This is a genomic window from Anoxybacillus suryakundensis, from assembly GCF_001418025.1.
In the GTDB taxonomy this organism is placed as follows: Bacteria; Bacillota; Bacilli; order Bacillales; family Anoxybacillaceae; genus Anoxybacillus; species Anoxybacillus tengchongensis.
Map to the genome: position 1 here is coordinate 1 of NZ_LIOK01000006.1, position 25900 is coordinate 25900.

At 44.8% G+C, this 25900-nt stretch carries 25 protein-coding genes; 6 read left to right on the plus strand and 19 right to left on the minus strand.

What is annotated here, in order from left to right; translation table 11 throughout:
• The first annotated feature begins 519 nt into the window (after positions 1–519).
• Positions 520–726, plus strand: coding sequence for a CDGSH iron-sulfur domain-containing protein (locus ASC42_RS05450; protein ID WP_003394257.1), 207 nt, complete (start codon positions 520–522; stop codon positions 724–726).
• 31 nt (positions 727–757) lie between these two features.
• Here the strand turns inward: ASC42_RS05450 and ASC42_RS05455 are convergent, their stop codons facing one another.
• From ASC42_RS05455 to ASC42_RS05465, 3 genes are read right to left on the minus strand one after another with little or no spacing between them, the layout of a single operon-like run.
• Entirely contained in the window at positions 758–1072 is a 315-nt protein-coding gene (locus ASC42_RS05455) for an iron-sulfur cluster biosynthesis family protein (RefSeq protein WP_055440896.1), read from the minus strand.
• Between the two features lie 14 nt (positions 1073–1086).
• Positions 1087–1872, minus strand: coding sequence for an SDR family NAD(P)-dependent oxidoreductase (locus ASC42_RS05460; RefSeq protein ID WP_055440897.1), 786 nt, complete (start codon positions 1870–1872; stop codon positions 1087–1089).
• The gene (locus tag ASC42_RS05465; RefSeq protein WP_055440898.1) at positions 1869–2816 is read right to left on the minus strand and encodes an MBL fold metallo-hydrolase; all 948 of its coding nucleotides are present in this window, start codon (positions 2814–2816) and stop codon (positions 1869–1871) included. The genes ASC42_RS05460 and ASC42_RS05465 overlap by 4 nt, the downstream gene beginning before the upstream one ends.
• A gap of 438 nt (positions 2817–3254) precedes the next feature.
• Here ASC42_RS05465 and proI point away from each other — a divergent pair, with 438 nt between their 5' ends.
• The gene (gene proI, locus ASC42_RS05470) at positions 3255–4076 is read left to right on the plus strand and encodes a pyrroline-5-carboxylate reductase ProI (protein WP_055440899.1); all 822 of its coding nucleotides are present in this window, start codon (positions 3255–3257) and stop codon (positions 4074–4076) included.
• A 72-nt stretch (positions 4077–4148) separates the two neighbouring features.
• On the plus strand, positions 4149–5150 hold the full coding sequence (namA, locus tag ASC42_RS05475; protein ID WP_055440900.1) for an NADPH dehydrogenase NamA: 1002 nt from the start codon (positions 4149–4151) through the stop codon (positions 5148–5150).
• A gap of 37 nt (positions 5151–5187) precedes the next feature.
• On the opposite strand, the gene ASC42_RS05480 is transcribed toward namA, so the two are convergent.
• Positions 5188–5505: a CHY zinc finger protein gene (locus tag ASC42_RS05480; RefSeq protein WP_055441050.1), complete on the minus strand. Its 318-nt coding sequence runs from the start codon at positions 5503–5505 to the stop codon at positions 5188–5190.
• Positions 5505–6440 carry a ribonuclease Z gene (gene rnz, locus ASC42_RS05485; RefSeq protein ID WP_055440901.1) on the minus strand — a complete coding sequence of 312 codons (936 nt, stop codon included), beginning with the start codon at positions 6438–6440 and terminating at the stop codon, positions 5505–5507. The genes ASC42_RS05480 and rnz overlap by 1 nt, the downstream gene beginning before the upstream one ends.
• A gap of 119 nt (positions 6441–6559) precedes the next feature.
• Between rnz and zwf the strand changes: the two genes are divergently transcribed.
• Both zwf and ASC42_RS05495 read left to right on the plus strand, forming a co-directional pair.
• Positions 6560–8047: a glucose-6-phosphate dehydrogenase gene (zwf, locus tag ASC42_RS05490; protein ID WP_055440902.1), complete on the plus strand. Its 1488-nt coding sequence runs from the start codon at positions 6560–6562 to the stop codon at positions 8045–8047.
• 13 nt (positions 8048–8060) lie between these two features.
• The gene (locus ASC42_RS05495; RefSeq protein WP_003394231.1) at positions 8061–8672 is read left to right on the plus strand and encodes a cyclase family protein; all 612 of its coding nucleotides are present in this window, start codon (positions 8061–8063) and stop codon (positions 8670–8672) included.
• Between the two features lie 39 nt (positions 8673–8711).
• Here ASC42_RS05495 and gndA read toward each other — a convergent pair whose 3' ends face one another.
• The 5 genes from gndA to mce form a co-directional block, all read right to left on the minus strand.
• Complete coding sequence (gene gndA / locus ASC42_RS05500; RefSeq protein WP_055440903.1) at positions 8712–10121, minus strand: NADP-dependent phosphogluconate dehydrogenase; 1410 nt, start codon at positions 10119–10121, stop codon at positions 8712–8714.
• A gap of 65 nt (positions 10122–10186) precedes the next feature.
• Complete coding sequence (locus ASC42_RS05505) at positions 10187–10654, minus strand: chemotaxis protein CheW (RefSeq protein WP_055440904.1); 468 nt, start codon at positions 10652–10654, stop codon at positions 10187–10189.
• Between the two features lie 4 nt (positions 10655–10658).
• The gene (locus tag ASC42_RS05510; protein WP_055440905.1) at positions 10659–11783 is read right to left on the minus strand and encodes a M20/M25/M40 family metallo-hydrolase; all 1125 of its coding nucleotides are present in this window, start codon (positions 11781–11783) and stop codon (positions 10659–10661) included.
• A 118-nt stretch (positions 11784–11901) separates the two neighbouring features.
• On the minus strand, positions 11902–13452 hold the full coding sequence (locus ASC42_RS05515) for an acyl-CoA carboxylase subunit beta (protein ID WP_055440906.1): 1551 nt from the start codon (positions 13450–13452) through the stop codon (positions 11902–11904).
• Positions 13449–13862 carry a methylmalonyl-CoA epimerase gene (gene mce / locus ASC42_RS05520; protein ID WP_032099988.1) on the minus strand — a complete coding sequence of 138 codons (414 nt, stop codon included), beginning with the start codon at positions 13860–13862 and terminating at the stop codon, positions 13449–13451. The genes ASC42_RS05515 and mce overlap by 4 nt, the downstream gene beginning before the upstream one ends.
• Before the next feature lie 140 nt (positions 13863–14002).
• Here mce and prli42 point away from each other — a divergent pair, with 140 nt between their 5' ends.
• Entirely contained in the window at positions 14003–14101 is a 99-nt protein-coding gene (gene prli42, locus ASC42_RS13915; protein WP_238811341.1) for a stressosome-associated protein Prli42, read from the plus strand.
• Between the two features lie 30 nt (positions 14102–14131).
• On the opposite strand, the gene ASC42_RS05525 is transcribed toward prli42, so the two are convergent.
• From ASC42_RS05525 to lpdA, 9 genes are all read right to left on the minus strand, one after another.
• Positions 14132–14635 carry a L,D-transpeptidase gene (locus ASC42_RS05525; RefSeq protein ID WP_055440907.1) on the minus strand — a complete coding sequence of 168 codons (504 nt, stop codon included), beginning with the start codon at positions 14633–14635 and terminating at the stop codon, positions 14132–14134.
• A gap of 52 nt (positions 14636–14687) precedes the next feature.
• Positions 14688–15626, minus strand: coding sequence for an aromatic acid exporter family protein (locus ASC42_RS05530; RefSeq protein ID WP_055440908.1), 939 nt, complete (start codon positions 15624–15626; stop codon positions 14688–14690).
• A 64-nt stretch (positions 15627–15690) separates the two neighbouring features.
• Entirely contained in the window at positions 15691–16791 is a 1101-nt protein-coding gene (gene meaB, locus ASC42_RS05535; RefSeq protein ID WP_055440909.1) for a methylmalonyl Co-A mutase-associated GTPase MeaB, read from the minus strand.
• Positions 16788–18983 carry a methylmalonyl-CoA mutase gene (gene scpA, locus ASC42_RS05540; protein ID WP_055440910.1) on the minus strand — a complete coding sequence of 732 codons (2196 nt, stop codon included), beginning with the start codon at positions 18981–18983 and terminating at the stop codon, positions 16788–16790. The genes meaB and scpA overlap by 4 nt, the downstream gene beginning before the upstream one ends.
• Positions 18967–20988: a methylmalonyl-CoA mutase family protein gene (locus ASC42_RS05545; protein ID WP_055440911.1), complete on the minus strand. Its 2022-nt coding sequence runs from the start codon at positions 20986–20988 to the stop codon at positions 18967–18969. Before ASC42_RS05545 ends, scpA begins: the two co-directional genes overlap by 17 nt.
• Before the next feature lie 159 nt (positions 20989–21147).
• A complete protein-coding gene (locus ASC42_RS05550) occupies positions 21148–22464 on the minus strand; it encodes a dihydrolipoamide acetyltransferase family protein (RefSeq protein ID WP_055440912.1) in 1317 nt (438 codons plus the stop codon).
• Positions 22465–22476: 12 nt separating this feature from the next.
• On the minus strand, positions 22477–23460 hold the full coding sequence (locus tag ASC42_RS05555; RefSeq protein WP_003394199.1) for an alpha-ketoacid dehydrogenase subunit beta: 984 nt from the start codon (positions 23458–23460) through the stop codon (positions 22477–22479).
• Between the two features lie 2 nt (positions 23461–23462).
• Positions 23463–24455 (minus strand): thiamine pyrophosphate-dependent dehydrogenase E1 component subunit alpha, encoded by a 993-nt coding sequence (locus tag ASC42_RS05560; protein ID WP_055440913.1) that lies wholly within the window; start codon positions 24453–24455, stop codon positions 23463–23465.
• An 11-nt stretch (positions 24456–24466) separates the two neighbouring features.
• Entirely contained in the window at positions 24467–25888 is a 1422-nt protein-coding gene (lpdA, locus tag ASC42_RS05565; protein WP_055440914.1) for a dihydrolipoyl dehydrogenase, read from the minus strand.
• Positions 25889–25900: the final 12 nt, after the last annotated feature.

Below are 25900 nucleotides of genomic sequence, written 5' to 3' on the forward strand. Positions count from 1 at the left end.
GTTAGAAAAACGGGTACCGGTCGTCATCCCAGCGTTAGAGAGCCTTCCGCATATGCCGGCACGTTGGGCAAGGCTCATTGTCATGGCTCAAGAGATGTTGACCCAACAAGCCGCATCCTAAGGACGGATTCGGCGGAGCGTACCCTTGACCATCCGAACCTCGCCAAAGGTAAAATCAGGATAGGGCAAGGGCTGCTTTCCTATGCCCTTCTTTTCTGCCCTTGCCCTTACTGACCGTTTTTCTCCTTTGGCGAGTGTTGGTCAAGGGCGAATCCGATTCCACCATCCCCTTTATTTCCCTTCAAAAGGTAGCCCGTGATGACTTTTCATAGATTTTTTGACGCTACCTCAATCACTACTTCCCATTGTACAAAAAGGTGGAGAGGGATCATGTGATATTTATCACAAAAAGTATAATGTAGCTATCTTGTCACTATTCAGACAAACATGTACGTCCTTGCATTTCCAATATGAAATAAGATAGTATATACGATATAAGGTATACAAGGAGGTGGAAAAATGACGAAAGTACAAATTAAAGTGATGGATAATGGTTCATTTCGTGTAACCGGCGATGTCGAATTAATTGACATGGAAGGAAACAAGTTTGAAACAAAAGAAACGTTTTCTCTCTGTCGTTGTGGGCTCTCACAAAACATGCCGTTTTGTGATGCAGCCCATAAAGGAAAATTTCAATCGGTCGTTCGCGCGCCGAAAAACGAATAAGCCCGGCTTTTATTCCGGGCTTTTTTATTTTTTAGCGCTCAACCAGTGACATGCGCGGATTCAATATTTGATTTGGACTTTTTAATTGAAAACACCCTGCTCTATCGACAACGTCAAGCGTCATTTGATCATCGAAAAAAATGAGCTGATGTTTTTCCATCCAAATGGGCACATCGTTTGTTTCGATCGCTACATCATGCTCATCTAGTTCATCGATGAGCAACAAAACAGGCACTCCATTTACGGCACATCCGCAACCATCTGTATCGTATATGAGTTTCACATGTTTATTTCCTTGAACACGACGAAGATGTTCAATCGCTCGTTTTGTCAATGTCACGTTCATCATTTCAACCTCTCTTACTTTTTTAAAAATGCTTGTTTGCCGACTTTTTCAATGAGCGATGGAAATAGTTGATATATACGGCTTCCCATATGCATCCAAAACGGCAAGTTCACTTCGCGCGTAGGGGTAAGCATCACATCAACGATGCGCTTTGCGACAAATTCCGGGCGGAGCATCCATCGCTTTACGTTCTTTACATATTCCCCAGACGTATCAGCAACGGTAAAAAAGTTCGTTTCGATTGGTCCAGGGTTTACAGCCGTCACATAAATGCCATACATTGATGCTTCCATTCGTAAACTATTTGTAAATCCGAGCACAGCATGTTTTGTCGCCGCATATACGCTCGATTTCGGCGTGGCAATTTTTCCTGCTTGCGATGCGATATTAATAATATGACCCGATCGTTTTTCCATCATATGCGCATACACTTTTTTCGTACAAGCGATCAATCCGAGCACATTGACATCAAACATTTGCTTCGCTTCCGAAAGATCAATCTGTTCAACGTATCGAAATACGCCGAAACCAGCATTATTGACAAGAATATGGACATCGATCGAGGTGAGCAAGCGATCAAATACATCGTCTACTTCTTTTACGTTACTAACATCTAATTGCTCATATAGGCAAGAAATACTGTACGTTTGTTCAATCTGTTGCGCAATTTGCGCTAGCTTTTCTTTTGAACGTGCGAGCAATACAGGTATTCCTCCGCGTTTAGCTACTTCGTATGCGATTTGCTCACCGATGCCACTCGATGCTCCTGTAATAACAACGTATTTCCCTTTCAGTTTCATGATCTCACCGCTTCGTACATATATATTTGATCATCTTTTTCTTTTTTCACTGCACCTATCGCCTCTAAATAATCCAGTTGGCCAATCGTTTCAGACATCGTCAACAAAAACTCTCGCTCATATACAGTCGGGAAAAGTGATCGACATACGTCAAATACCGTCATCGGCTTTTCATTCAACAGTTGCCACACGTACTGTGCACGTTCTTTTTGTTTTTCAAGCCGCTTGTCAATAAGCGGTGCGACATCCGTCACATCTTCCCCATGTCCCGTAACAATTGTTGTAATGTCGTACTGGAGTAGTTTTTTTAATGAATCATTATATTGCAAAAGTGGCTTCGGTCGTTCCTTTTCACCAATCGCAGGAGGTTCTAACAGCGGATTAGATGAAATCGCTGCTAGCAAATGGTCGCCTCCGATCATCACACCGTCCGCTTCACGATACAACACGATGTGACTTTGCGCATGACCTGGCGTTTCGATGACCGTCCAACCTTCAATCATATCCCCTTCTTTTACTTCTTGTGTGAGCGAGCGCTCGCACGAAAAACGAAGAGAACGCCGAAAGTTTCCTAGTTTCGTCACACCCTCTTCGCCAACGCCACACTCGATTAAAAATTGTTCGAAATATTGTTGGTGCCACGAAAAAAAAGCAGCATCTTTCGCAATCCAAGGCGCAGCTTTGCGATGCCCAATAACAGGAAGTGACGGCGGCAAATAATCAAGTAAACCGACGTGATCTGGATGGTGATGCGTAATGATGACTTGTTCAATATCTGTCGGTTGGTAGCCGATGTTCTGCAATTCACGAACGAAAACGTTCCATGCTTCCTCCGTTTTTACACCCGCATCGATGAGCGTTAAACGATCCCCTTCGATAATATACATGTTCACATCCCCAACAGCAAATGGCGTGGGAACGACAATGCGATGTAACTGTTCCATTTTTCTGACTCCTTCATTATATCATCATAATTTTCCGTTTCGTCTGTTTATCAGTTTACACTTATTTTCTCTGTTTGTCATTTATTTTTATTTATTTATTAAAAAAATTCAGAAAATAAAACCGTGAAACCTATTGACAACACGCTTGTTTTTCATGCATAATTGCAAACAAATCATATATGTACGAAGCGATGACTAGGGCCAGTACATGATAAACGGTAAAAGAGAGTGAAACCCATTGGCTGAAAGGTTTCATTACCCTCTTTATCATGGAACCTACCCTATGAGCTGTTAGGCAAACCTAACCGTCTTGCCGACGATACCGGCATAAGAGGTGGGCACATTGTGCCAACAAAGGTGGTACCGCGGAAATAAAGACCTTTCCGTCCTTTATCGGACGAAAGGTCTTTTTTATTTTGGAGACGAGGAGGAGAAAGTATGACAATCACGTTTCTCGGTGCAGGATCGATGGCAGAAGCACTTATTTCTGGGGTGACACAAACGTTATATAAGCCAGAGCAAATGATCGTAACGAATCGCTCTCGAATGGAACGACTGACATATATGCAACAAACATACGGGGTACGAATCGACACAGATAAAGCAAAAGCAGTGAAAGAAGCTCATATCGTGATTTTAGCGATGAAGCCAAAAGACGTTGCGGATAGCTTGACGTCGATCAAACATGCATTTAACGAACAGCAACTTATTATTTCATTGCTTGCGGGAGTAACGACCGATACAATTGCATCGCTCATTGGAAAACAAATGCCTGTCATTCGCGCCATGCCGAATACATCCGCAGCCATCGGACAATCCGCCACAGCATTAGCGCAAGGGGCATACGCAACGGACGAACATATGCGCATCGCAAAAACGTTATTTGAAACAGTCGGAATTGTGACGATTGTTGATGAAAAGCACTTGCATGCTGTGACAGGATTATCCGGCAGCGGACCAGCGTACGTTTACTATTTAGTTGAAGCGATGGAAAAAGCAGCGGATGAAATTGGGCTTGAGCGTGATATTGCCAAAGAGCTTATTTTACAAACGATTATCGGCGCGGCCCATATGTTAAAAGCAACAAATAAGCATCCTTCCATCCTACGCAAAGAAGTGACAAGTCCAGGCGGAACGACAGAAGCAGGCATTGGCGTACTTGAACGTTATCGCTATCAAGAAGCGATGATTGCCTGCATTAAACGAGCGACTGAACGTTCAAAAGAACTCGGTGAGGCACTGCTTTCCTCCGTTCAATAGTGCAAGTTGTTTTTCTTTTCCAAATACCCATGGTATCATTTGTTATGAAACATACTGTGGGAGGGATTAGCCATGTTATTTTCACCATATACGATTCGAGATGTTACCTTTAAAAACCGCATTGTTATGTCGCCGATGTGTATGTATGCGTGCGATCGCGAAGACGGAACGGTGCACAATTGGCATCTCATTCATTATGCATCTCGCGCTGTTGGGCAAGTCGGGCTTATTATTGTCGAAGCGACAGCCGTGACACCACAAGGAAGAATTTCAGCTCGCGATTTAGGCATTTGGAATGATGACCATATTGACGGATTACGTACACTTACCTCACTTGTTCACGAACAAGGCGCCAAAATCGGCATCCAACTTGCCCATGCCGGACGAAAAGCGATGGTTGCCGGAGAAATCATCGCGCCATCACCACTTCCATTTGATGAAACGATGCGCACGCCAAAAGAGATGACAAAAGCGGACATTGAAGAAACGATTCATGCGTTTCAACAAGGTGCGCGTCGCGCCAAGGAAGCTAGATTTGATGTCATCGAAATTCACTCCGCGCACGGCTATCTCATTAACGAGTTTTTATCGCCGCTTACAAACAAACGAACAGATGAATACGGTGGAGAAAACCGTTACCGCTTTTTAAGTGAAGTGATTGAAGCGGTAAAAGAAGTATGGGACGGACCGTTGTTTGTCCGCATTTCTGCTTCTGACTACCATCCGGACGGTTTAACGGTGAACGACTACGTCGAATATGCCAAACGAATGAAAGCGCAAGGTGTTGACCTCATTGATGTCAGCTCTGGCGCTGTCGTTCCAGCAAAAATTCAAGTATATCCAGGCTATCAAGTGCCGTTTGCTGAAACAATTCGCCGTGAAGCAGACATGCCAACTGGTGCTGTCGGGCTTATTACGTCAGGCTTACAGGCAGAAGAAATTTTACGTAACGGACGCGCTGATCTCATTTTTATCGGTCGCGAGCTTCTTCGCAACCCATATTGGCCAAGAGCAGCCGCAAATGAACTCGGCATATCGCTTGAAACACCAAAACCATATGTAAGAGGATGGTAAAACACGACAAAGGATGTCCAATGCAACGGACATCCTTTTATATGTCAAAATAATAGTGGGCGTGAAGTTGACACCCCGGATTAAACGCTGCATGGCAGCTTGGGCAACAATAGTTGCTTGTCATATATTGTTCAATCGTTAGTTCCGTTTTGCAAACGCCGCATAAAATAGCTTTTTCATGGAAACGCTCTTTCGGCCACACTTCATGTCGACCGCAACCATGTTCTTCATGACAGTGCACGCACGGGAAATACGTTCGACAACAATAAAACTTAATCGCAATGACATCGCGTTCACTATGATAATGTACGCATCGTGTCTGTTTATCGATGACGCTCCCTTTTACTTCGATCATCACTCATCATTCCCTTTTCTTATAATCGGAAATGATGAAAAATCAAAGGCAAGTGCGACATTCGGAAAAATGGTTTTTGCTTCTTCCACGAGTCGCTCACACATCTCTCCTTGATAACGAGAGCTAATATGTGTCAAAATGAGTTGCTTCACTTCCGCTCGTTTCGCTACTTCCGCTGCTTGCAACGTCGTTGAATGATAGTAATCGTGCGCTAAATGGGCTTCCTCTGCGCTAAATGTCGCTTCATGGACAAGCACATCCGCTTGTTTTGCTAGTTCAACACTTGCCTCACAATAACGTGTATCTCCCATCATGACCACAACGCGCCCTTTTTTCGGTGGGGCAACAAATTTACGCCCATCAATAACTGTTCCGTTATCTAACGTAACGAGCTCTCCCCGTTTAATTTGTTGATAAATCGGACCGGGCTTCACACCAAGCGCGCGCAGCTCGTCAACGAGCAGCGTACCCGGCAAATCTTTCTCGACAATTCGAAAACCGTACGAAGGCAACCCGTGATCAAGCAATTTTGCTGTAACAATAAACTGTTCATCTTCAAATACGACACCTTCTGTAAATTCTTCAATATGTAGCTCATATTTTAGCCGCGTGCCGCTGACCGTCAATGCCGTTTCAACGAACGAACGAATACCCGCCGGACCGTAAACAAAAAGCGGCGTTTCTCCTCCTTGAAATGAACGGCTACCGAGCAATCCGGGTAAACCAAAAATGTGATCGCCATGTAAGTGCGTAATAAAAATACGCTCAATACGTCTTGGGCGAACAGACGTATGTAAAATTTGATGTTGTGTCGCTTCTCCGCAATCAAATAGCCATGTCGCTCCTCTCTCTTCTAACAACTGAAGAGCGATAGCTGAAACGTTTCTACCTTTTGATGGCACACCAGAGCCTGTCCCTAAAAACAATAACTCCACGCTACGATCTCCTCTCTGTTCTTTAATTAGATAAAACATTTGCGTTTACCACAATAAACCTCTAAAATTACATTATCATGAACCTTTCAAAAAATGAATAAAAGCGAGGTATGTGATCCGTGAATGACGTACAACCAAAAGCGACAATTGTAATTTTTGGTGCGACTGGCGACTTAGCAAAACGTAAACTATTCCCATCTATTTATAAACTTTATCAAAAAGGAAAGCTTGATGAACAGTTTGCGGTTGTCGGCGTTGCCCGTCGCCCGCATACAGACGAATCGTTTCGCCACTACGTAAAAGAAACAATTGAAGAAGCAACGAAACAAGAGTTGATAGATGAGAAATTTATTTCTCATTTTTACTATCATTCACTAGATGCGACAAATACACAATCATACAAACAATTAAACGAACTATTAACACACGTCGAAGAACAATTTTACATCCCAGGTAACCGCATTTTTTATTTAGCGATGGCGCCTGAGTTTTTCGGAACGATTACATCGCATTTAAAATCAGAAGGACTGACGACAACGAACGGCTGGACGCGATTAGTCATTGAAAAACCGTTCGGTCACGATTTACAAAGCGCGAAAAAACTAAATGAAGAAATTCGCCAATCGTTTTTAGAAGAGCAAATTTTCCGGATCGATCATTATCTCGGCAAAGAAATGGTGCAAAACATTGAAGTCATTCGCTTTGCGAACGCCATTTTCGAACCGCTTTGGAACAACCGGTTTATTGCTAATATTCAAATTACATCAAGCGAAACGCTCGGTGTAGAAGACCGTGGGCGCTATTACGACCACTCCGGTGCACTGCGCGATATGGTGCAAAACCATATGCTGCAAATGGTCGCCCTTTTGGCAATGGAACCACCGATTAAGCTGACGACAGATGACATTCGCAGTGAAAAAGTGAAAGTGTTGCGCGCCCTTCGTCCGATGACGCATGATGACGTCGAGACATACTTCGTGCGCGGGCAATACGGTCGCGGCATGATGCGCGGGCAACAAGTCGTCGGATATCGTGAAGAACATAACGTCGATCCAAACTCGAATACGGAAACGTTTGTTGCAGGGAAATTAATGATCGACAACTTCCGCTGGGCAGGCGTGCCATTTTACATACGAACCGGAAAACGAATGACAGAAAAATCAACGAAAATCGTTGTGCAATTTAAAGATGTGCCGATGAATTTATATTATCGCACAAGCGAATATGTTCATCCGAACTTGCTCGTCATCCATATTCAGCCAGACGAGGGCATTACCCTTCACTTGAACGCGAAAAAAAGCGGCGAAAACATGAAAACGACGCCGATAAAACTCGACTATTGCTACAACTGCATCGACGGCATTAATACACCAGAAGCGTATGAGAAATTGTTATATGACTGCATGCGTGGCGATGCGACAAACTTTACGCATTGGGATGAAGTCGCTGCTTCATGGAGCTTTGTCGATCCGATTTCGGAAGTGTGGGCAAACACGAAAGCCGCGGACTTTCCGAACTACGAAGCAGGCTCGATGGGACCGAAAAAAGCAGACGAACTATTGCAAAAAGACGGCTTTCATTGGTGGCCGCTTAGCCCAAATATGTGAGGAGGAAACAAACATGAACATGTACGATGTCACCGCCCCAATTTTTGAAGGAATGCCTGTGTATAAAAATAAGCCGGAAAAACAACCGAAGCTAATGACCGTTACGAACGATTACGTCACCGAATCGCGTATCGATATGGATGTGCATACAGGTACGCATATCGACGCACCGCTTCATATGGTAAAAGACGGTGAAACGTTCGAAACGATCCCGCTTGAAAAACTTGTCGGCTACTGCAAAGTATTAGACGTGACAAACGTCGATGATCGCATTACAAAAGAAGATCTCATTCATTTTGACATTCAAGAGAACGATTTTATCTTATTCAAAACGAAAAACTCGTTCGACGACGCTTTTAACTTTGAATTTATTTACGTTGCCGAAGATGCGGCAGCGTACTTAGCCGAAAAACGCATTCGAGGTGTCGGCATCGACGCGCTTGGCGTCGAGCGCAATCAAGCGGGACACCCGACGCATAAAACGCTGTTTAGCCATGGCATTATCATTATCGAAGGGCTCCGACTAAAGGACGTCCCAGCAGGCGAATATTGGATGGTCGCCGCTCCGCTTAAACTCGTCGGCACTGACGCTGCTCCAGCGCGCGTATTATTGTTCAAACAATAATAAACACCCCCTAGAGTCTCTTGCTCTAGGGGGTTTGTTTTATTTCAGCCATTCCGTATGGAACACGCCTTCTTTGTCGATGCGCTCGTATGTGTGGGCACCGAAGTAGTCGCGCTGGGCTTGGATTAAGTTCGCTGGCAATGTTTCCATCCGATAGCTGTCATAGTAAGCTAATGCGCTTGCGAACGCCGGAACCGGGATGCCGCGCATCGCTGCCGTTGCAACGATTTCGCGAAGCGATTGTTGATAGTTTTCAACGATGTCTTTAAAGTATGGGTCAAGCAATAAGTTAGAAAGCGATGGGTCGCGGTCGTACGCTTCCTTAATTTTTTGTAAAAATTGCGCACGAATGATGCAACCGCCGCGGAAAATCATCGCGATATTGCCATATTGCAAATTCCAGTTGTATTCTTCCGATGCAGCCTTCATTTGCGCAAAGCCTTGAGCGTATGAGCAAATTTTGCTCATGTAAAGCGCGCGGCGCACAGCTTCGATAAAATGCGCGCGATCGCCTTCGTACGGCTTCGCAGCTGGTCCTGCTAATAACTTGCTCGCTTTCACCCGCTCTTCTTTCATCGCCGAAATAAAGCGAGCGAATACCGACTCGGTAATGATCGGAAGCGGAACACCTAGATCAAGCGCGTTTTGGCTCGTCCATTTTCCTGTTCCTTTTTGCCCTGCTTTGTCTAAAATGACATCAACAAGCGGCTTGCCCGTTTCTTCATCGATTTTTGTGAAAATGTCCGCTGTAATTTCAATTAAATAGCTGTCTAATTCCCCTTTATTCCATTCCGCAAACACTTCATGAAGCTCTTGGGCATTTAATCCGAGCACATGTTTTAATAAAAAGTATGCCTCGGCAATTAATTGCATGTCGCCATATTCAATTCCGTTATGCACCATTTTTACGTAATGACCTGCACCGTCTGGACCGATGTATGTCGTGCATGGCTCACCGTCGACTTTTGCCGCAATTGCTTCGAAAATCGGACGAACGAGTTCATGCGCCTCTTTTTGTCCACCAGGCATAATTGAAGGACCTTTTAATGCCCCTTCTTCTCCACCTGAAACACCTGTGCCGATGAAATGAATGCCTAGTTCCGCAAGTTCTTTATTGCGGCGCTGCGTATCTTTAAAATACGTATTGCCGCCATCGATGACGATATCGCCTTTTTCTAAATACGGCTTTAGTTGTTCGATTGTTGCGTCTGTCGCGGCACCTGCTTTTACCATTAATAAAATTTTGCGCGGCTTCTCAAGCGCGTGAACAAACTCTTCAATGCTGTATGTACCAACGATGTTTTTTCCTTCTGCTTCCTTTACAAACTCATCCGTTTTTTCACGCGAACGGTTATACACAGCAACGGAATATCCACGGCTTTCAATGTTGAGCGCCAAGTTTTTTCCCATGACTGCTAAACCGATCACACCAATTTGTTGTTTCGCCATAGTAAACGTTCCTTTCTATATTTTGATTGTTCAAAAAAGAACATACCACAATCGTCTTTTCTCGTTCAAGTGTTCTGTCTCTCATTCTTTATATGTTCTTTAATGATGTTTACTCCTTCTAAATGATTAAACAATATCGTAGGATCGATGACTGTAATGAGCCGATCAGGGAAATTGGCAATGCCGATAAAGTATGGCGTCTGTTGATAAGCAAGCATATTCACTTGTTTCATCATATGTGGTGGAATATCAATAATTTCTTTTGCATCATCTACGATAAATGCTACGTGTAAATCGCTCGTATGCACAACGACAAGCCGCGTTTTTTCTGTTTTCGTATACGGACAGCGATATAAAATTTGTGATGTATCTAGTACGGGAACGAGCTCACCACGAATGCGAACAACGCCAAGCATGTACGAAGGCATGCTCGGAATGAGCGTCGGATGGCTCATCTTTTCAATGGAAACGACATGTTCAACCGGAATGGCGTATTGTTCGTTAGACAGTTGGAAAACGACGACTTTATTCATCGTTTCACCCCCTCGCAGCCACTTCCTCAATAATAGCGATGACCATTTCCGTTGCTTTAACAAGTTCTTCAATTGGCATCCGTTCATTTGTTGTATGGATCTCTTCATAACCGATCGCTAAATTGACCGTTGGAATGCCAAATCCGGCAATGACGTTCGCATCGCTGCCGCCGCCGCTACGCAACAGCTCGTGCGGACGACCAATTTTTTCAGCTGCTCGTTTTGCGATTTCAACAACATGATCGCCGTCGCCAAATTTAAATCCTGGATACATCACTTCCACATGAACATCTGCACGACCGCCCATTTCTTCCGCTACGCGCTCAAACGCTTCTTTCATTTTTGCCACTTGCGCTTCCATTTTTTCTGGAACGAGCGAACGTGCCTCAGCTAAAATATCAACGCGATCGCAAACGATGTTCGTTTGTGTTCCACCTTCAAAGCGACCGATGTTTGCGGTTGTTTCTTCATCAATGCGACCAAGCGGCATTTGCGCAATCGCTTTGGCGGCGATTGTAATCGCCGATACGCCACGCTCTGGTGCAACACCTGCATGAGCCGTCTTTCCGTGAACGGTCACTTTCAACTTTGCTTGCGTCGGAGCAGCAACGATAATTTGTCCAACTTTTCCATCGCTATCTAGCGCATAGCCAAATTTCGCTTGAATAAGCGACGGATCGAGCGCCTTCGCCCCAACGAGCCCGGACTCTTCTCCAACAGTAATAATAAATTGAATTGTGCCGTGGGCGATTTGTTTTTCTTTTAATACGCGGAGCGCTTCAAACATCGCGGCAAGCCCTGCTTTATCGTCCGCGCCTAAAATCGTCGTACCATCTGTGACGATATATCCATTTTGAATGGACGGTTTCACCCCTTTTCCTGGCACAACGGTATCCATATGAGATGTAAAGTAAATCGGATCGACTCCTTCTTTTGTCGCTGGCAAAGTGCAAATTAAATTTCCTGCCCCATGCCCTGTTTGCGCTGTCGTATCATCTTCAATGACGTGCAAACCGAGCGCCTCAAACTTTGTTTTCAACACATCCGCAATGTCGCGCTCATATTTCGTTTCCGAATCGATTTGCACAAGCTCTAAAAATTCTTCGACTAAACGCTGCTCATTGACCATCTCGCATCCTCCTATGTATGTACTCATCTTTAAGTATAACGGATTTTTATATCGTTTGCGAAACGTACAATTATTTTTCAAAAAAACATATACCGCCAAACAACTGGCGGTATGTCCTTTACAAAGGAATATTCCCATGTTTCTTTTTCGGACGTTCTTCATGTTTATGACGAAGCATATCGAGCGCTTGAATGAGTTTGATTCTCGTGTCGCGTGGATCGATGACGTCATCGACCATGCCGTATTTTGCTGCGACATATGGATTCGCAAACTTGTCGCGATATTCTTCAATTTTTTGCGCTCGCGTTTCTTCTGGGTTCGGACTATTTTCGATGTCGCTTGCGAAAATAATGTTCGCTGCCCCTTGTGGTCCCATCACAGCAATTTCTGCATTTGGCCATGCGTATACGACATCCGCCCCAATCGATTTACTGTTTAATGCAACGTATGCTCCGCCATATGCTTTCCGTAAAATAACCGTTATTTTCGGCACGGTCGCTTCCGAATACGCATATAAAATTTTTGCCCCGTGGCGAATAATTCCCCCATGCTCTTGTTTGACTCCCGGGAAAAAGCCCGTCACATCTTCAAATGTAATAATCGGAATATTAAACGAGTCGCAAAAACGAATAAAGCGCGCCGCTTTATCCGATGAGTCAATATCTAGTCCTCCCGCCATAAACTTCGGTTGGTTGCATACAAGTCCGACAACTTCCCCTTTTATGCGGGCAAAACCGATGACAATATTTTTCGCAAAATCTTTTTGTACTTCCATAAACGATCCTTCGTCAACGACTTGCCACACGACGTTTCGCACATCGTATGGACGTACCGCATCAATGGGAATAGCATCCGCTAAATCGGGACGGTAATCGCTTTCCTTTTGTGCAGGTGCAACAGGCGGCTTTTCTTGACAATTTTGTGGAAGATAGCTTAATAGCCGTCGTACTTGGGCAAGCACCTCTTCTTCTGTCGCGCCTGAAAAGTGGGCATTTCCGCTAATCGTATTATGAACACGCGCCCCACCTAAATCTTCTGCACTAATCTTTTCTCCAGTCACCGTTTCAATCACTTTCGGTCCCGTAATAAACATTTGGCTCGTTTTTTCGACCATAAAAACAAAATCGGTAATGGCTGGTGAATAGACAGCCCCTCCTGCACATGGCCCCATGATGACAGAAATTTGTGGAACAACGCCTGAATAAATCGAGTTTCGATAAAAAATATGACCGTATCCATCAAGCGACAATACGCCTTCTTGAATGCGCGCGCCACCAGAATCGTTTAATCCAATGATTGGAGCCCCTGTTTTCGCTGCTAAATCCATAATATTCGCAATTTTTTTCGCATGCATCTCCCCAAGCGCTCCACCGAATACAGTAAAGTCTTGCGAAAAGACAAATACCGTTCTCCCATCGATTTTACCGTATCCTGTGACAACTCCGTCACCTGGACCCTTTCTCCCCGCTAATCCAAAGTCGGTGCAACGATGTTCAATAAACGGATTTAACTCAACGAATGTCCCTTCATCTAATAAGAGATCGATTCGCTCTCTTGCCGTTAATTTTCCCTTTTCATGTTGCTTTGCAATTTTATCGTCGCCACCACCTAACTCAATTTCTCGACGACGGTCATATAACTCGTTTATTTTATCGTACATATCCATTATTGCCCACCGACCTTTTCACAAAGCTCATATAACACGCCGCGGGCTGATTTCGGATGCATAAAAGCGATGTGTGCACCACCTGCACCGCGCTTCGGCTGTTCGTGAATCATACGAATGCCGTTATTTTTTAACTCCTGAATGCGCAGTTCAATATCATCCACGCCAAGCGCGACATGATGAATACCTTCACCTCTTTTTTCAATAAAAGAAGCAATGGGACTATGTTCAGAAAGCGGCTCAAGCAGCTCAAGCTTGACATCGCCGACTTTTAAAAATGCTACCCGAACTTGTTCTGATTCGACTGTTTCAATGCCAACGCACGATAAGCCGAGCGTATCCGTATAAAACGGAAGCGCCTCGTCTAACGATTTGACTGCAATACCAATATGATCGACTTTTTTCACTTCCATGCCCCCACCCCTTTGTTGTTCTCGGCTGCAAACCGTCTATGTATTTCGACATTCTTTTTCGTTTTTCCTTCTTTTTTTGCATTTTTTCCTGCTTGTTTGTCGAACAGCATGTTTGTACAATAGGAAGCAAGAGGTGAAGAATGATGCATTCAAAAAAAGTACAAAAAATCGTCGTTTATTTAATGCTCGGTTCGATGCTGTTGACATCATTGCTTGCTGGGTTAAGCATGTGGATATAGAACAAGCTGACCGCATTCGGCCAGCTTGTTCTATTTGAGCGCTCCGTACTTTTTCCCGAGCTGTTGAAATGATTGACTTGTTTTCACAATCGCTACTTTCGTTCCAATAGGCACGTTTGGATATAACGCCTCGACATCACGATTGTGCATTCTTACACATCCTTCTGTTATATAACGTCCAATCGATGACGGTCGATTCGTTCCATGAATCCCATACGTTCGACCGTCTGTCCCGCGGGCCTCAAATCCAATCCAGCGCGTGCCAAGTGGGTTATTCGGTGCACCTCCCGGAATGTTTTTTTTCCGATAATACGGGTTCACCGCCTTCACTGTAACCGTAAATAATCCTTCTGGTGTGAGCGCATTCGTTTTTCCTGTCGCCACCCGATATATGCGTTCAATTTTCCCGTTGCGAATAAAAGCAAGTTGATTCGTTTGTTTGTTGACAACGATCATTGGATCGCCGACCCGCGGATTGTCTCCAAGTGGCCAAAGCGGCGAAATAAAAAGAAAAAAAGCAAACAAAAGCGACATGATCTCACCCTTTTTTTCAATTATTGTGCATCAAAAAAGGGCGATCATACCGTTATAATTGGCTTTTAATGATTAAATATTGCTCCATCTCTTTCACAAAATGCAAAAGAGCAGCTCGTTCTTCAAATTCTTCACGCGTTTTTGGCAACGGCATTTGTTGAAACTGCTTTTTCATCGCTTCAAGCTGACGAATAAAACGATCCGCTGTATTTCCTGGGTGAATGGCATCGCTTAATTCGTCGATAAAATCGGCGATCATATTGCGTTGCTCGACCGTATATGTCATTGAACTAATGAGCGGCAACATGCGCTCAATAATTTCAAATTGCCGCTCACGCATACGAAAATATCGATAATAATAATCTTCATTGCGTAAAAAATGGTTTTCAATGTTTTGTAACGCAAGCGCCTTCGCTTGCTTTAACGTATCGCTTGCTAACGCAATTTCTTTCCCGTCCCATAAACTTTCGTTCGTACGTAAATAATGAACAATTTCTTTAAAAATAATACGAAATAAATCTTCTACAATACGTTGATACTCTTTTAAGTCTTTTTCAACGCTCGGCATGTACATATTGACAAGTAAAGCGATACCGATTCCAATAATCATTAACATCACTTCATTATATACGAGGTGCCACGTCATCGTTTTTGCCATATATACGTGCAAAATAATAACCGTACTTGTTGCAATCCCTTCAGTTACTTTTAACGAAACGGTCGTTGGAATAAAAAACAACAACAATAACCCAATTGAGAGCGGATGATAATGAAGCCCTTCAAAAAAGAGAAATGAAAACAATAAGCCCACTAGCCCAGCAACAAATCGGGCGCGTGCTGTTTGCAACGACTTTTTTTTCGTCACTTGAATACAAAGTATTGTAATAATGCCGGCAGAAGCGAAATTTTCAAGATGTAACCATTGGGCAAGCGCAATGGCACTCGCCGTTCCAATCGCTGTTTTTACTGTCCGATAACCAATTTTTAACACAAATATCACACTCCGCCCTCATTATAACATATCCCATATAAAAGGTGCCCATAACGGACACCTTTTACGTTTGCTCATATAAACGAATTAATTGCTGAGCGGCCATCGTGACCAATTGTTTCCCTTCTATCACATCTTGTTCAATGGTCGGCAACTGTTGTTGTACAGCCGGATGATGAAAAAAGCGGATATGCAAATAATCTTTAATCATCGCGTGCAACCAATCTTTCATCTGTTCTCTTCTTCTTTCTTCAAACACGCCAGATTGTTTTGTCGTTTGGACAAACCGTTCGATTACTTCCCAAATTTGTTCAATGCCCTCTCCGTAAAGAGAAGAACATGTATATGCTTTCGTCCCCCAACCTTTCGTTGCATGACGTAAGTAATGTAAAATTTGATTATATTCTTCTTTTGCAAGCTCCGCCTTCTTTTTATTATCTCCATCTGCCTTATTAATGACGATGGCATCGACGAGCTCCATCATTCCTTTTTTCATTCCTTGTAGTTCGTCACCAGCGCCCGTTAAAGCGAGCAATAAGAAAAAATCAACCATGGCGCGCACTGCCACTTCGCTTTGGCCAACACCAACTGTTTCAACAAGAATAATATCATATCCTGCTGCTTCACAAAGCAACATCGTCTCACGCGTTTTTCGATGCACGCCACCGAGCGTGCCACCCGATGGCGATGGGCGAATAAACGCACGTGGGTTTCGAGCTAAATTTTCCATGCGCGTTTTATCGCCAAGAATGCTTCCTCCTGTAAGCGAGCTGCTCGGATCAACAGCTAACACGGCAACACGATGACCTTTGTCGCATAAAAATTGCCCAAATGCTTCAATAAACGTACTTTTTCCCGCTCCCGGTACACCAGTAATGCCGATGCGAATGGAACGCCCCACATAAGGAAGGAGCTCATGCAATATGCGTTGAGCCTTTTCTGTATGTTTTGCCGCATTGCTTTCAATAAGCGTGATCGCTTGCGCTAAAATGGTGCGTTCGTTATTTAATATCCCTGCGACGTATTCCTCAACTGAACGTTCTTTTCGTTTCACCCACCGTCTTTCTTTTGATGCATAAACATTGTCACTTCCTTTGACGTATGATGTGGCAAACGTATTTCCGTCATCAGCCCATTCTGGTCGGGATGTTCGCTCATCATTCATTCGCTCACTTCCTCATAACCGAGTCGTCGATAAATTTCATGCAATACTTTTTGCGCCGCGACCGGGATAATTGTACCTGGTCCGAAAATAGCTGCTGCACCATGTTCATATAAAAATTCATAGTCTTGTGGTGGAATGACCCCACCAACAACGACGATCATATCTTCCCGCCCTAATTTTCGCAACTCTTCAACAAGTTGTGGCAATAACGTTTTATGCCCCGCAGCAAGCGAGCTCATTCCAACGACGTGCACATCGTTTTCAACTGCTTGTCGCGCTGTCTCTTCTGGCGTTTGAAAGAGCGGGCCAATATCGACGTCAAACCCTAAATCGGCAAATGCGGTGGCAATAACTTTTGCCCCACGGTCGTGCCCATCTTGCCCCATTTTTGCGATTAAAATGCGCGGTCTTCTTCCTTCTAGCTCATAAAACTCATCCGTCATTTTTTTCACGCGCGCAATTTCTTCTTCGTTCGCAAACTCGGCGCTATATACCCCGCTAACAGAACGAATGACCGCTTTATGTCTACCTGCTACTTTTTCAATGGCGTCTGAAATTTCACCTAACGTCGCACGAGCACGAGCGGCTTCAACTGCTAATTCAAGCAAGTTTCCTTCCCCTGTTTCCACCGCTTTTGTAATCGCTTGTAACGCTTGTTGTACACGCGCTTCGTCACGTGAAGCACGCAACTGTTTTAATTTTTCAATTTGCCGCTCTCTGACAGCGGTATTATCGACTTCTAAAATGTCAATCGGCACTTCTTTTTCCGGACGATATTTGTTCACGCCAATAATCGTTTCCGCCCCAGAATCAATTTTCGCCTGCCGTCTTGCCGCTGCTTCTTCAATACGCATTTTTGGCAATCCTGTTTCAATCGCTCTCGCCATCCCACCGAGATTTTCGATTTCTTCAATATGTTTCCATGCTCGCTCCATTAGCTCGTTCGTCAACGTTTCGACGTAATACGAGCCCGCCCACGGGTCAATGACACGGCAAATGCCCGTTTCTTCCTGCAAATAGAGCTGCGTATTGCGAGCGATGCGCGCAGAAAAATCAGTCGGTAACGCAATTGCTTCATCAAGCGCGTTTGTGTGGAGCGACTGCGTATGCCCCATCGCTGCTGCATGCGCTTCAATGAGCGTGCGGACAACGTTGTTGAACGGGTCTTGTTCGGTTAAACTCCAACCCGATGTTTGTGAATGCGTTCGCAACGCCAATGACTTCGGATTTTTCGGGTTAAATGTTTTCATCATTTTCGCCCAAATCACACGCGCTGCCCGCATTTTTGCCACTTCCATAAAATAGTTCATGCCAATTGCCCAGAAAAACGATAAGCGCGGGGCGAACGAGTCGATGTCAATACCTGCTTTTAAGCCCGTACGCACATACTCAAGCCCATCGGCGAGCGTATAGGCAAGTTCAATATCCGCCGGCGCACCCGCTTCCTGCATATGATAACCGGAAATGCTAATGCTATTGAATTTTGGCATATATGTTGCGGTATAGGCGAAAATGTCAGCGATAATGCGCATCGACGTTTCTGGCGGATAAATGTACGTATTGCGCACCATATATTCTTTTAAAATGTCGTTTTGGATCGTACCGGACAGTTTGTCTCGCGTCACTCCCTGCTCTTCAGCAGTGACGATGTAAAACGCCATGATTGGGAGCACAGCTCCATTCATCGTCATCGATACGGACATTTGATCAAGCGGAATGCCATCGAATAAAATTTTCATATCGAGCACCGAATCGATAGCGACCCCTGCTTTGCCGACGTCGCCGACGACGCGTGGATGGTCAGAATCATAGCCGCGATGGGTGGCAAGGTCAAACGCAACCGACAACCCTTTTTGCCCCATGGCTAAATTACGGCGGTAAAAGGCGTTGCTTTCTTCGGCGGTGGAAAAACCTGCGTATTGGCGAATCGTCCAAGGCCGAACAACGTACATTGTTGGGTACGGTCCGCGCAAATACGGCGAAATGCCTGGCATATAATCGAGAAAATCAAATCCTTCAATATCTTTTTTTATATATAGCGGTTTAAGCGAAATTTGTTCATTTGTTTGAAAGAAAAGGTCGTCAATGGATGTTTGCAGCTTTTCTTCGATAGCCTGCTTCCATTGTTGTTCGCTCACCGTATCGCCTGTTCGCTGGAAAGGAATATTCGTAAAATCAACTTTCCGCTCCATCTAAAGCCACCCCCATGTCCTTCATAAACGCTACAAGCGTTTCATAGCAATTCGAACCGATATGAATAAATCCGTCCACTCCAGCTTCTATAAAAGCAGTTTCGATTTCTGGCGATTGTTTTCCAGCAACGTAGACGTTTCGTGGCGGATTCACGCCCTTTAATGCTTTCGCAATCGCTGGAACCGCTTCCGGATAGCTTTCGTCCGTTCCGCAAATGATATAGTGCGTTCCGTCTGTTTCTAACGCTTCTTTGATCGCCTCGTCAACCGACATATAACCGTCATTTTTTACGACAGCAAATCCACCTGCTTCAAAAAAGCCGGTCATAAAATCAGCACGCGCCTTATGATAGACGACAGCACCGAGATTGATGAGATGCACGGTTGGACGCTTTCCATGCGTTTTTAAATACCTCTCCGCTGCTTGACGCAGTTGCTCAAACGGCTCAGATAGGCGCCATTGGCGAACTGGGGGAATGGCAATCGACGGACCGGTCATCGCGAGCGCAGCATCAATTCCTCGAGCGGTCGCTCGATGACGGACGAAAGTAATGGCACTTTCTACCCAATTTCCGTTCCACTTCATCGTTTCGCCATCATACGATTCATCTTTTGTCGGCGATGCAGATTGGATATCCGGTGTTGGCTCCTCTACATTCGCATAAACGTTTGTGCCGATGATTCGTTCTTTGCGCATTTTGACGTTTTGTTCGCGCAACTTGGCGATTTTTTCGATTTCTACTTGCACAAATCCTGCTTCAAGCGCTTTTGTCATGCCGCCTTTCGCTTCGATTTGTTGAAATAGCTTCCATGAAGCTTCTGCGATTTGTGCCGTTAACGTTTCAACGTAATACGAACCGCCAGCCGGGTCGATGACTTTCCCGATATGTGCTTCTTCTCGTAAAATCAATTGTGTATTACGAGCAATTCTTCGTGAAAACTCATTCGCTGATCGAATCGCTTCATCAAATGGAGAAACGTGCAAACTATTTGCTCCACCGACAATCGCAGCAAACGCTTCTGCCGATGCCCGAAGCATGTTCACATATGGGTCATACACTGTTTTCGTGAAATGCGACGTTCGCGCATGAAGCGACATTTTTTGTGCTTGCTCGCTTCCGCCAAACGCTTGAACAATATTCGACCACATCGCACGAGCCGCACGCAGTTTTGCAATTTCCATAAAAAAGTCAGCGCCGATCGCAAACGAAAAACTCATTCGTTCGGCCACTTCATCGACCGTCAACCCGCGCTTTAAACATTCGTTTATATATTCAACAGCAGTCGCAAATGAAAACGCTAACTCTTGCACCGCATTCGCTCCACCGTGATGATACGGCTCTCCGTGAACGATGACCGTTTTTATATGAGGCATCTGTTCTTTCGCCCATTTTGTCACATCCGCCATCACGTCATACAGCGTCGACAGCGACGTAGAAAGTTCTCCTTTTATCGCTAATGCCGCAAGCGGGTCCATGCCGATTGTTCCGTGCAATGAATCAAGCGAAAGTTGTTGCTTATGGAAATAAGCGACAAACAGCGCCAAAACGGATAATGAGCATGCCCCTGCATCGAGACGAATCGAATAATCGGAAAGCGAAATGCCAGAAAACATCGTCTCGACATCCGCCAGCGATGTGATAGAAAATCGAAGCTCATCTAAAATAAGATGAATTTCCGTCTGTCCTCTTGCGATATCGTATGTGGCGATTTCGTTCCATTCCTTAGGACTTTTGGCAGAAATGGCTTGACTGACTGCCCATGGTTTTGTCATGTACCCATCTGGCTCCGTCCCACGCACATAGCTAGGAAACCCGGGATATTGCTCAAGAGTTACCTGTATGTCGCTTTGTACATAGATCGGTTTTACTTGCAGTTGTTCATACGTTGTTGTCCCTAACTTTTCGAGCGGTTTTCCTTTCAGCGATTTTTCTGCTTCTTGTTTCCATTCGTCATATGTCGGAATAGGAAACGAGGCATTTTTCATCGTTAAAAAATCCGCCATTACAATCCCTCCCCTTTGAAGACCGTTAAAGCGCTTTCTTTTTAATTTTTGAAACATTCATATTTATTGTAGTATATATAGACAGCTTGGGCAACGAACAATTGTAATTAATGGATAACATAACGAAAGAGGGGTCCTAAGTGGACACCCTCTTTTCGTTTAATAAATTGGTGTATTGTCTTTATTCATGTTTTCTAAAATTTCTTTGACACGCGCTAGGAAACGACCGCAAATTAAACCGTCGAGGACGCGATGGTCAAGCGATAAACAAAGGTTGACCATGTCACGAATTGCGATCATGCCGTCTTTCACGACAGGACGTTTGACGATCGATTCGACTTGCAAAATGGCTGCTTGTGGATAGTTAATAATGCCCATTGATTGCACCGAGCCGAACGAGCCGGTGTTGTTGACGGTGAATGTCCCGCCTTGCATATCTTCTGGGCGGAGTTTACCAGCCCGCACTTTCGCTGCTAATTCAGCAATTTCACGCGCAATACCTTTAATCGATTTTTCATCAGCATGTTTAATGACTGGTACAAATAAAGCATCATCTGTCGCTACAGCAATCGAAATGTTAATATCTTTCTTTTGAACGATTTTATCTCCTGCCCACATCGAGTTCATTTGTGGGAATTCTTTTAATGCTTGCGCGACTGCTTTTACAAAAAACGCAAAATACGTTAAGTTAAAGCCTTCACGCTTTTTAAACTCGTCTTTAATTGAATCGCGATAAGCAACTAAGTTAGTGACATCGACTTCTACCATCGTCCATGCATGTGGAGCTTCGTGCTTGCTGCGAAGCATGTTCGTCGCAATCGCTTTCCGAACCGGTGTAACTGGAATTTCAATATCGCCCGGTTGAACCGGTACGTTAGGCGCAGCGGCTTGTTTTGGTGCTGCCGCAACAGGAGCTTCCGCTTTTGGTGCTTCTTGCACCGATTGCACAGACGCTTGCGCTTGAACCGGAGTTGTTGACGCTTGACTTGGCGTTGGGATGTTGCCTGATTCAATCAATTTCAACAAGTCTTTGCGCGTAATGCGTCCGCCCATGCCTGTTCCTTGTACTTGTTCAAGGTCGATGTTGTGCTCTTGGGCAAGGCGAAGAACGGCTGGCGAATAGCGGCCTTTTTCTCCCGCTGGTTTTTTCGGCGCTACTGCTTGTGCTGGCACTGCCGGCGCTTCCGCTTTCGGTGCTTCTTCTCGTTTCGTTTCCGCCGTTTCTGTGCCTTCTCCTTCAACTTCAATCGTACAAATGACAGCACCAACCGGCAACGTTTCCCCTTCTTTTGCGATAATTTCTTTAATGACACCAGCAAATGAAGATGGGATTTCCGCATTTACTTTATCTGTCATCACTTCCGCAAGCGGATCGTATTTGTTCACACGAGTGCCAACCGATACGAGCCATTGGCTAATCGTTCCTTCCGTTACACTTTCACCAAGCTGTGGCATTGTAATTTTCTCAATCGCCATCGTGACTCCTCCTTAAAACTGCGCCAATTCGCGCATTGCCTTTTCGACTTTATCCGGATTGACCATAAAGAATTTTTCCATCGTTGGCGCATATGGCATAGCCGGAACATCTGGACCAGCTAGTCGCATAATCGGTGCGTCTAAGTCGAACAAGCAATGTTCGGCAATGATGGCAGCAACTTCGCTCATGACGCTTCCTTCTTTATTGTCTTCTGTCACAAGCAACACTTTTCCTGTTTTGCTTGCGGCTTCAATAATCGCCTCTTTATCGAGCGGATATACAGTACGCAAATCTAAAATGTGTGCAGAAATGCCTTCTTGCGCCAATTTTTCAGCAGCTTGTAGCGCGAAATGAACACATAAACCGTACGTAATGACTGTGATGTCTTCTCCTTCACGTTTGACATCTGCTTTACCAATCGGCAGCACATAATCGTCTGTCGGCACTTCTCCTTTAATGAGACGATATGCTCGCTTATGTTCAAAAAATAAAACTGGATCTTCATCGCGAATGGCCGCTTTTAATAATCCTTTCACGTCGTATGGGGTAGATGGCATAACAATTTTTAGTCCCGGTTGATTCGCAAAAATCGCTTCAACAGATTGAGAATGGTATAACGCCCCGTGAACGCCACCGCCGTACGGCGCACGAATGACAATCGGACAATTCCAATCGTTATTTGAACGATAACGAATGCGCGCTGCTTCCGAAATGATTTGGTTTACAGCCGGCATGATAAAATCGGCAAATTGAATTTCAGCAATTGGACGTAATCCGTACATAGCCGCGCCAATGCCGACACCAACGATTGCAGATTCCGCAAGCGGCGTATCGATGACGCGCTCTTCGCCAAATTGATCATACAGTCCTTGCGTCGCTTTAAATACGCCACCTTTTTTTCCGACATCTTCCCCAAGTACGAATACGCGCGGGTCACGTTCCATTTCTTCGCGAATCGCCATCGTAACGGCATCGATATATGAAATGACAGGCATGTTTATTCCTCCTCTGCGTACACGTATTTCAACGCATGCTCTGGTTGTGCATATGGTGCTTTTTCCGCGTAGTCTGTCGCTTCGTTCACTTGCTTCATGACGCGATCGAGAATTTCTTTTTCCAGTTCATCCGTTAATACGCCTACTTCTTTTAAGTAGTTCGCAAATAAGTAAATTGGATCTTTTGCTTTCGCTTCAGCAATTTCTTCTGGCGTACGATACGCGCGATCATCATCGTCTGATGAATGAGCGGTTAGACGATAAGCGACCGTTTCAATTAACGTTGGCCCTTCGCCGCGCCGCGCACGGTCTGCCGCTTCTTTCACGACGCGATATACTTCAAGCGGATCCGTACCGTCAACTGTATATCCCGGCATACCATAACCAATCGCACGATCTGATACTTTTTCACAAGCGAGTTGTTTTTCGATTGGAACCGAAATGGCGTATTTATTGTTTTCGCACATGAAAATGACAGGCAGCTTATGAACGCCAGCAAAATTTGCTCCTTCATGGAAGTCGCCTTGGTTTGACGACCCTTCCCCAAATGTAACAAACGATACGAAATCTTTCTTCTCCATTTTCGCCGCTAGCGCAATACCAACGGCATGTGGCACTTGCGTTGTCACAGGAGAAGAACCGGTGACAATTCGATTTTTCTTCTTCCCGAAATGCCCAGGCATTTGACGTCCGCCAGAGTTTGGATCTTCCGCTTTTGCAAATGCCGAAAGCATGAGTTCTGTCGGTGTCATACCGAACGTTAAGACGACGCCCATGTCGCGGTAATATGGCAATACGTAGTCTTTCGTGCGATCTAAAGCGAACGCTGCTCCTACTTGCGCCGCTTCTTGTCCTTGACAAGAAATGACAAATGGAATTTTACCTGCGCGGTTTAGTAGCCACATCCGTTCGTCAATTTTACGCGCTAATACCATTGTTTCATACATTTGCAAAACGGTTTCATCGCTTAAACCGAGTTGTTTATGACGCATCATGCATTCCTCCTTTAAAAATGAATCGCTTTTCCGTCAACAGCAAGCGCCGCTTCTATCATCGCCTCTGACAGCGTCGGATGCGGATGAATCGTATGCGCGATTTCCCACGGTGTCGCATCAAGTACGCGCGCTAAACCAGCTTCAGAAATCATATCCGTTACGTGTGGACCAACCATATGCACACCAAGCAAATCATCTGTTTTTGCATCAGCGACAATTTTTACAAACCCTTCAGCCTCTCCGTACACAAGTGCCTTTCCGATCGCTTTAAATGGGAATTTGCCGACTTTCACTTCATATCCTTTCGCTTTTGCTTCCTCTTCTGTTAAGCCGACGCTCGCGGCTTCCGGACGACTGTAAATGCATTTTGGTACCATCGCATAATCAAGTGGGTGAACTTCTTTTCCAGCAAGATGTTCAATCGCGATCATTCCTTCATGGGAAGCGACATGAGCAAGCTGTAAACCGCCGATCACATCACCAATCGCATAAATATGTTTTTCTTTTGTTTGATAAAACTCATTCGTTTGAATAAATCCTTTTTCAATGATAATATCCGTATTTTCTAATCCAATGCCTTCAACATTTGCTTGACGTCCAACGGAAACAAGCATTTTGTCAGCTGTAAACGTTTCGTTTTGTCCATTCATTTCCGCTTGAATGCGCACGCCATGATCGACAACAAGCGTTTCCGGTAACACTTTCGCTTTTGTAACAATGCGTACGCCGCGCTGTTTTAATATTTTTTCAATTTCTTTCGACACATCGCGGTCTTCTGTTGGCAAAATGCGATCTGCATACTCAATGACTGTAACATTTACACCGAAGTCGTTTAACATCGATGCCCATTCGATTCCGATAACACCACCGCCAACAATGATGATAGAAGATGGCAACGTCTCCATACGCAATGCTTCGTCTGATGTCATGACAAATTGACCATCAATTGTTAAACCCGGTAACGTACGTGGGCGGGATCCTGTTGCGACGACAACGTATTTTGGGACAAGCATTTCGTTTTCTGTTCCGTCGTTCATCTCAACAGAAATCGTTCCCGACATCGGTGAAAAAATCGATGGTCCTAAAATGCGTCCCGTTCCTTCATATACGTCGATTTTTCCTTTTTTCATCAACATGTGAATGCCTTTATGCAGTTGGTCAATAATCGCTTGTTTGCGCGCTTGCACTTTCGCAAAATCTAAACGCACATCACTTGCTAGCACGCCAAACGTTTCACTTTCTTTTGTTTGCGCATACACTTCCGCGCTGCGCAATAACGCTTTGCTCGGAATGCATCCTGCATGTAAGCACGTCCCTCCAAGCTTTCCTTTTTCAACGACTGCTGTTTTTAAACCGAGCTGGGCAGCGCGAATCGCAGCGACATATCCGCCTGTTCCGCCGCCAAGTATGACTACATCGTACTCTTTTGCCATCATTTCATCCCC

What these genes read in the sequence shown, in the direction of transcription:
- ASC42_RS05550 (WP_055440912.1), bottom strand. Translation starts at nt 22,464, where the DNA reads ATGGCGATTGAGAAAATTACAATGCCACAGCTTGGTGAAAGTGTAACG.
- ASC42_RS05555 (WP_003394199.1), bottom strand. Translation starts at nt 23,460, where the DNA reads ATGCCTGTCATTTCATATATCGATGCCGTTACGATGGCGATTCGCGAA.
- ASC42_RS05525 (WP_055440907.1), bottom strand. Translation starts at nt 14,635, where the DNA reads ATGTCGCTTTTGTTTGCTTTTTTTCTTTTTATTTCGCCGCTTTGGCCA.
- ASC42_RS05495 (WP_003394231.1), top strand. Translation starts at nt 8,061, where the DNA reads ATGAACATGTACGATGTCACCGCCCCAATTTTTGAAGGAATGCCTGTG.
- ASC42_RS05545 (WP_055440911.1), bottom strand. Translation starts at nt 20,988, where the DNA reads ATGGCGGATTTTTTAACGATGAAAAATGCCTCGTTTCCTATTCCGACA.
- ASC42_RS05510 (WP_055440905.1), bottom strand. Translation starts at nt 11,783, where the DNA reads ATGGTCAATGAGCAGCGTTTAGTCGAAGAATTTTTAGAGCTTGTGCAA.
- proI (WP_055440899.1), top strand. Translation starts at nt 3,255, where the DNA reads ATGACAATCACGTTTCTCGGTGCAGGATCGATGGCAGAAGCACTTATT.
- ASC42_RS05450 (WP_003394257.1), top strand. Translation starts at nt 520, where the DNA reads ATGACGAAAGTACAAATTAAAGTGATGGATAATGGTTCATTTCGTGTA.
- gndA (WP_055440903.1), bottom strand. Translation starts at nt 10,121, where the DNA reads ATGGCGAAACAACAAATTGGTGTGATCGGTTTAGCAGTCATGGGAAAA.
- ASC42_RS05560 (WP_055440913.1), bottom strand. Translation starts at nt 24,455, where the DNA reads ATGATGCGTCATAAACAACTCGGTTTAAGCGATGAAACCGTTTTGCAA.
- meaB (WP_055440909.1), bottom strand. Translation starts at nt 16,791, where the DNA reads ATGAATGATGAGCGAACATCCCGACCAGAATGGGCTGATGACGGAAAT.
- ASC42_RS05460 (WP_055440897.1), bottom strand. Translation starts at nt 1,872, where the DNA reads ATGAAACTGAAAGGGAAATACGTTGTTATTACAGGAGCATCGAGTGGC.
- ASC42_RS05465 (WP_055440898.1), bottom strand. Translation starts at nt 2,816, where the DNA reads ATGGAACAGTTACATCGCATTGTCGTTCCCACGCCATTTGCTGTTGGG.
- lpdA (WP_055440914.1), bottom strand. Translation starts at nt 25,888, where the DNA reads ATGGCAAAAGAGTACGATGTAGTCATACTTGGCGGCGGAACAGGCGGA.
- mce (WP_032099988.1), bottom strand. Translation starts at nt 13,862, where the DNA reads ATGGAAGTGAAAAAAGTCGATCATATTGGTATTGCAGTCAAATCGTTA.
- scpA (WP_055440910.1), bottom strand. Translation starts at nt 18,983, where the DNA reads ATGGAGCGGAAAGTTGATTTTACGAATATTCCTTTCCAGCGAACAGGC.
- ASC42_RS05455 (WP_055440896.1), bottom strand. Translation starts at nt 1,072, where the DNA reads ATGAACGTGACATTGACAAAACGAGCGATTGAACATCTTCGTCGTGTT.
- prli42 (WP_238811341.1), top strand. Translation starts at nt 14,003, where the DNA reads ATGATGCATTCAAAAAAAGTACAAAAAATCGTCGTTTATTTAATGCTC.
- namA (WP_055440900.1), top strand. Translation starts at nt 4,149, where the DNA reads ATGTTATTTTCACCATATACGATTCGAGATGTTACCTTTAAAAACCGC.
- ASC42_RS05480 (WP_055441050.1), bottom strand. Translation starts at nt 5,505, where the DNA reads ATGATCGAAGTAAAAGGGAGCGTCATCGATAAACAGACACGATGCGTA.
- ASC42_RS05505 (WP_055440904.1), bottom strand. Translation starts at nt 10,654, where the DNA reads ATGAATAAAGTCGTCGTTTTCCAACTGTCTAACGAACAATACGCCATT.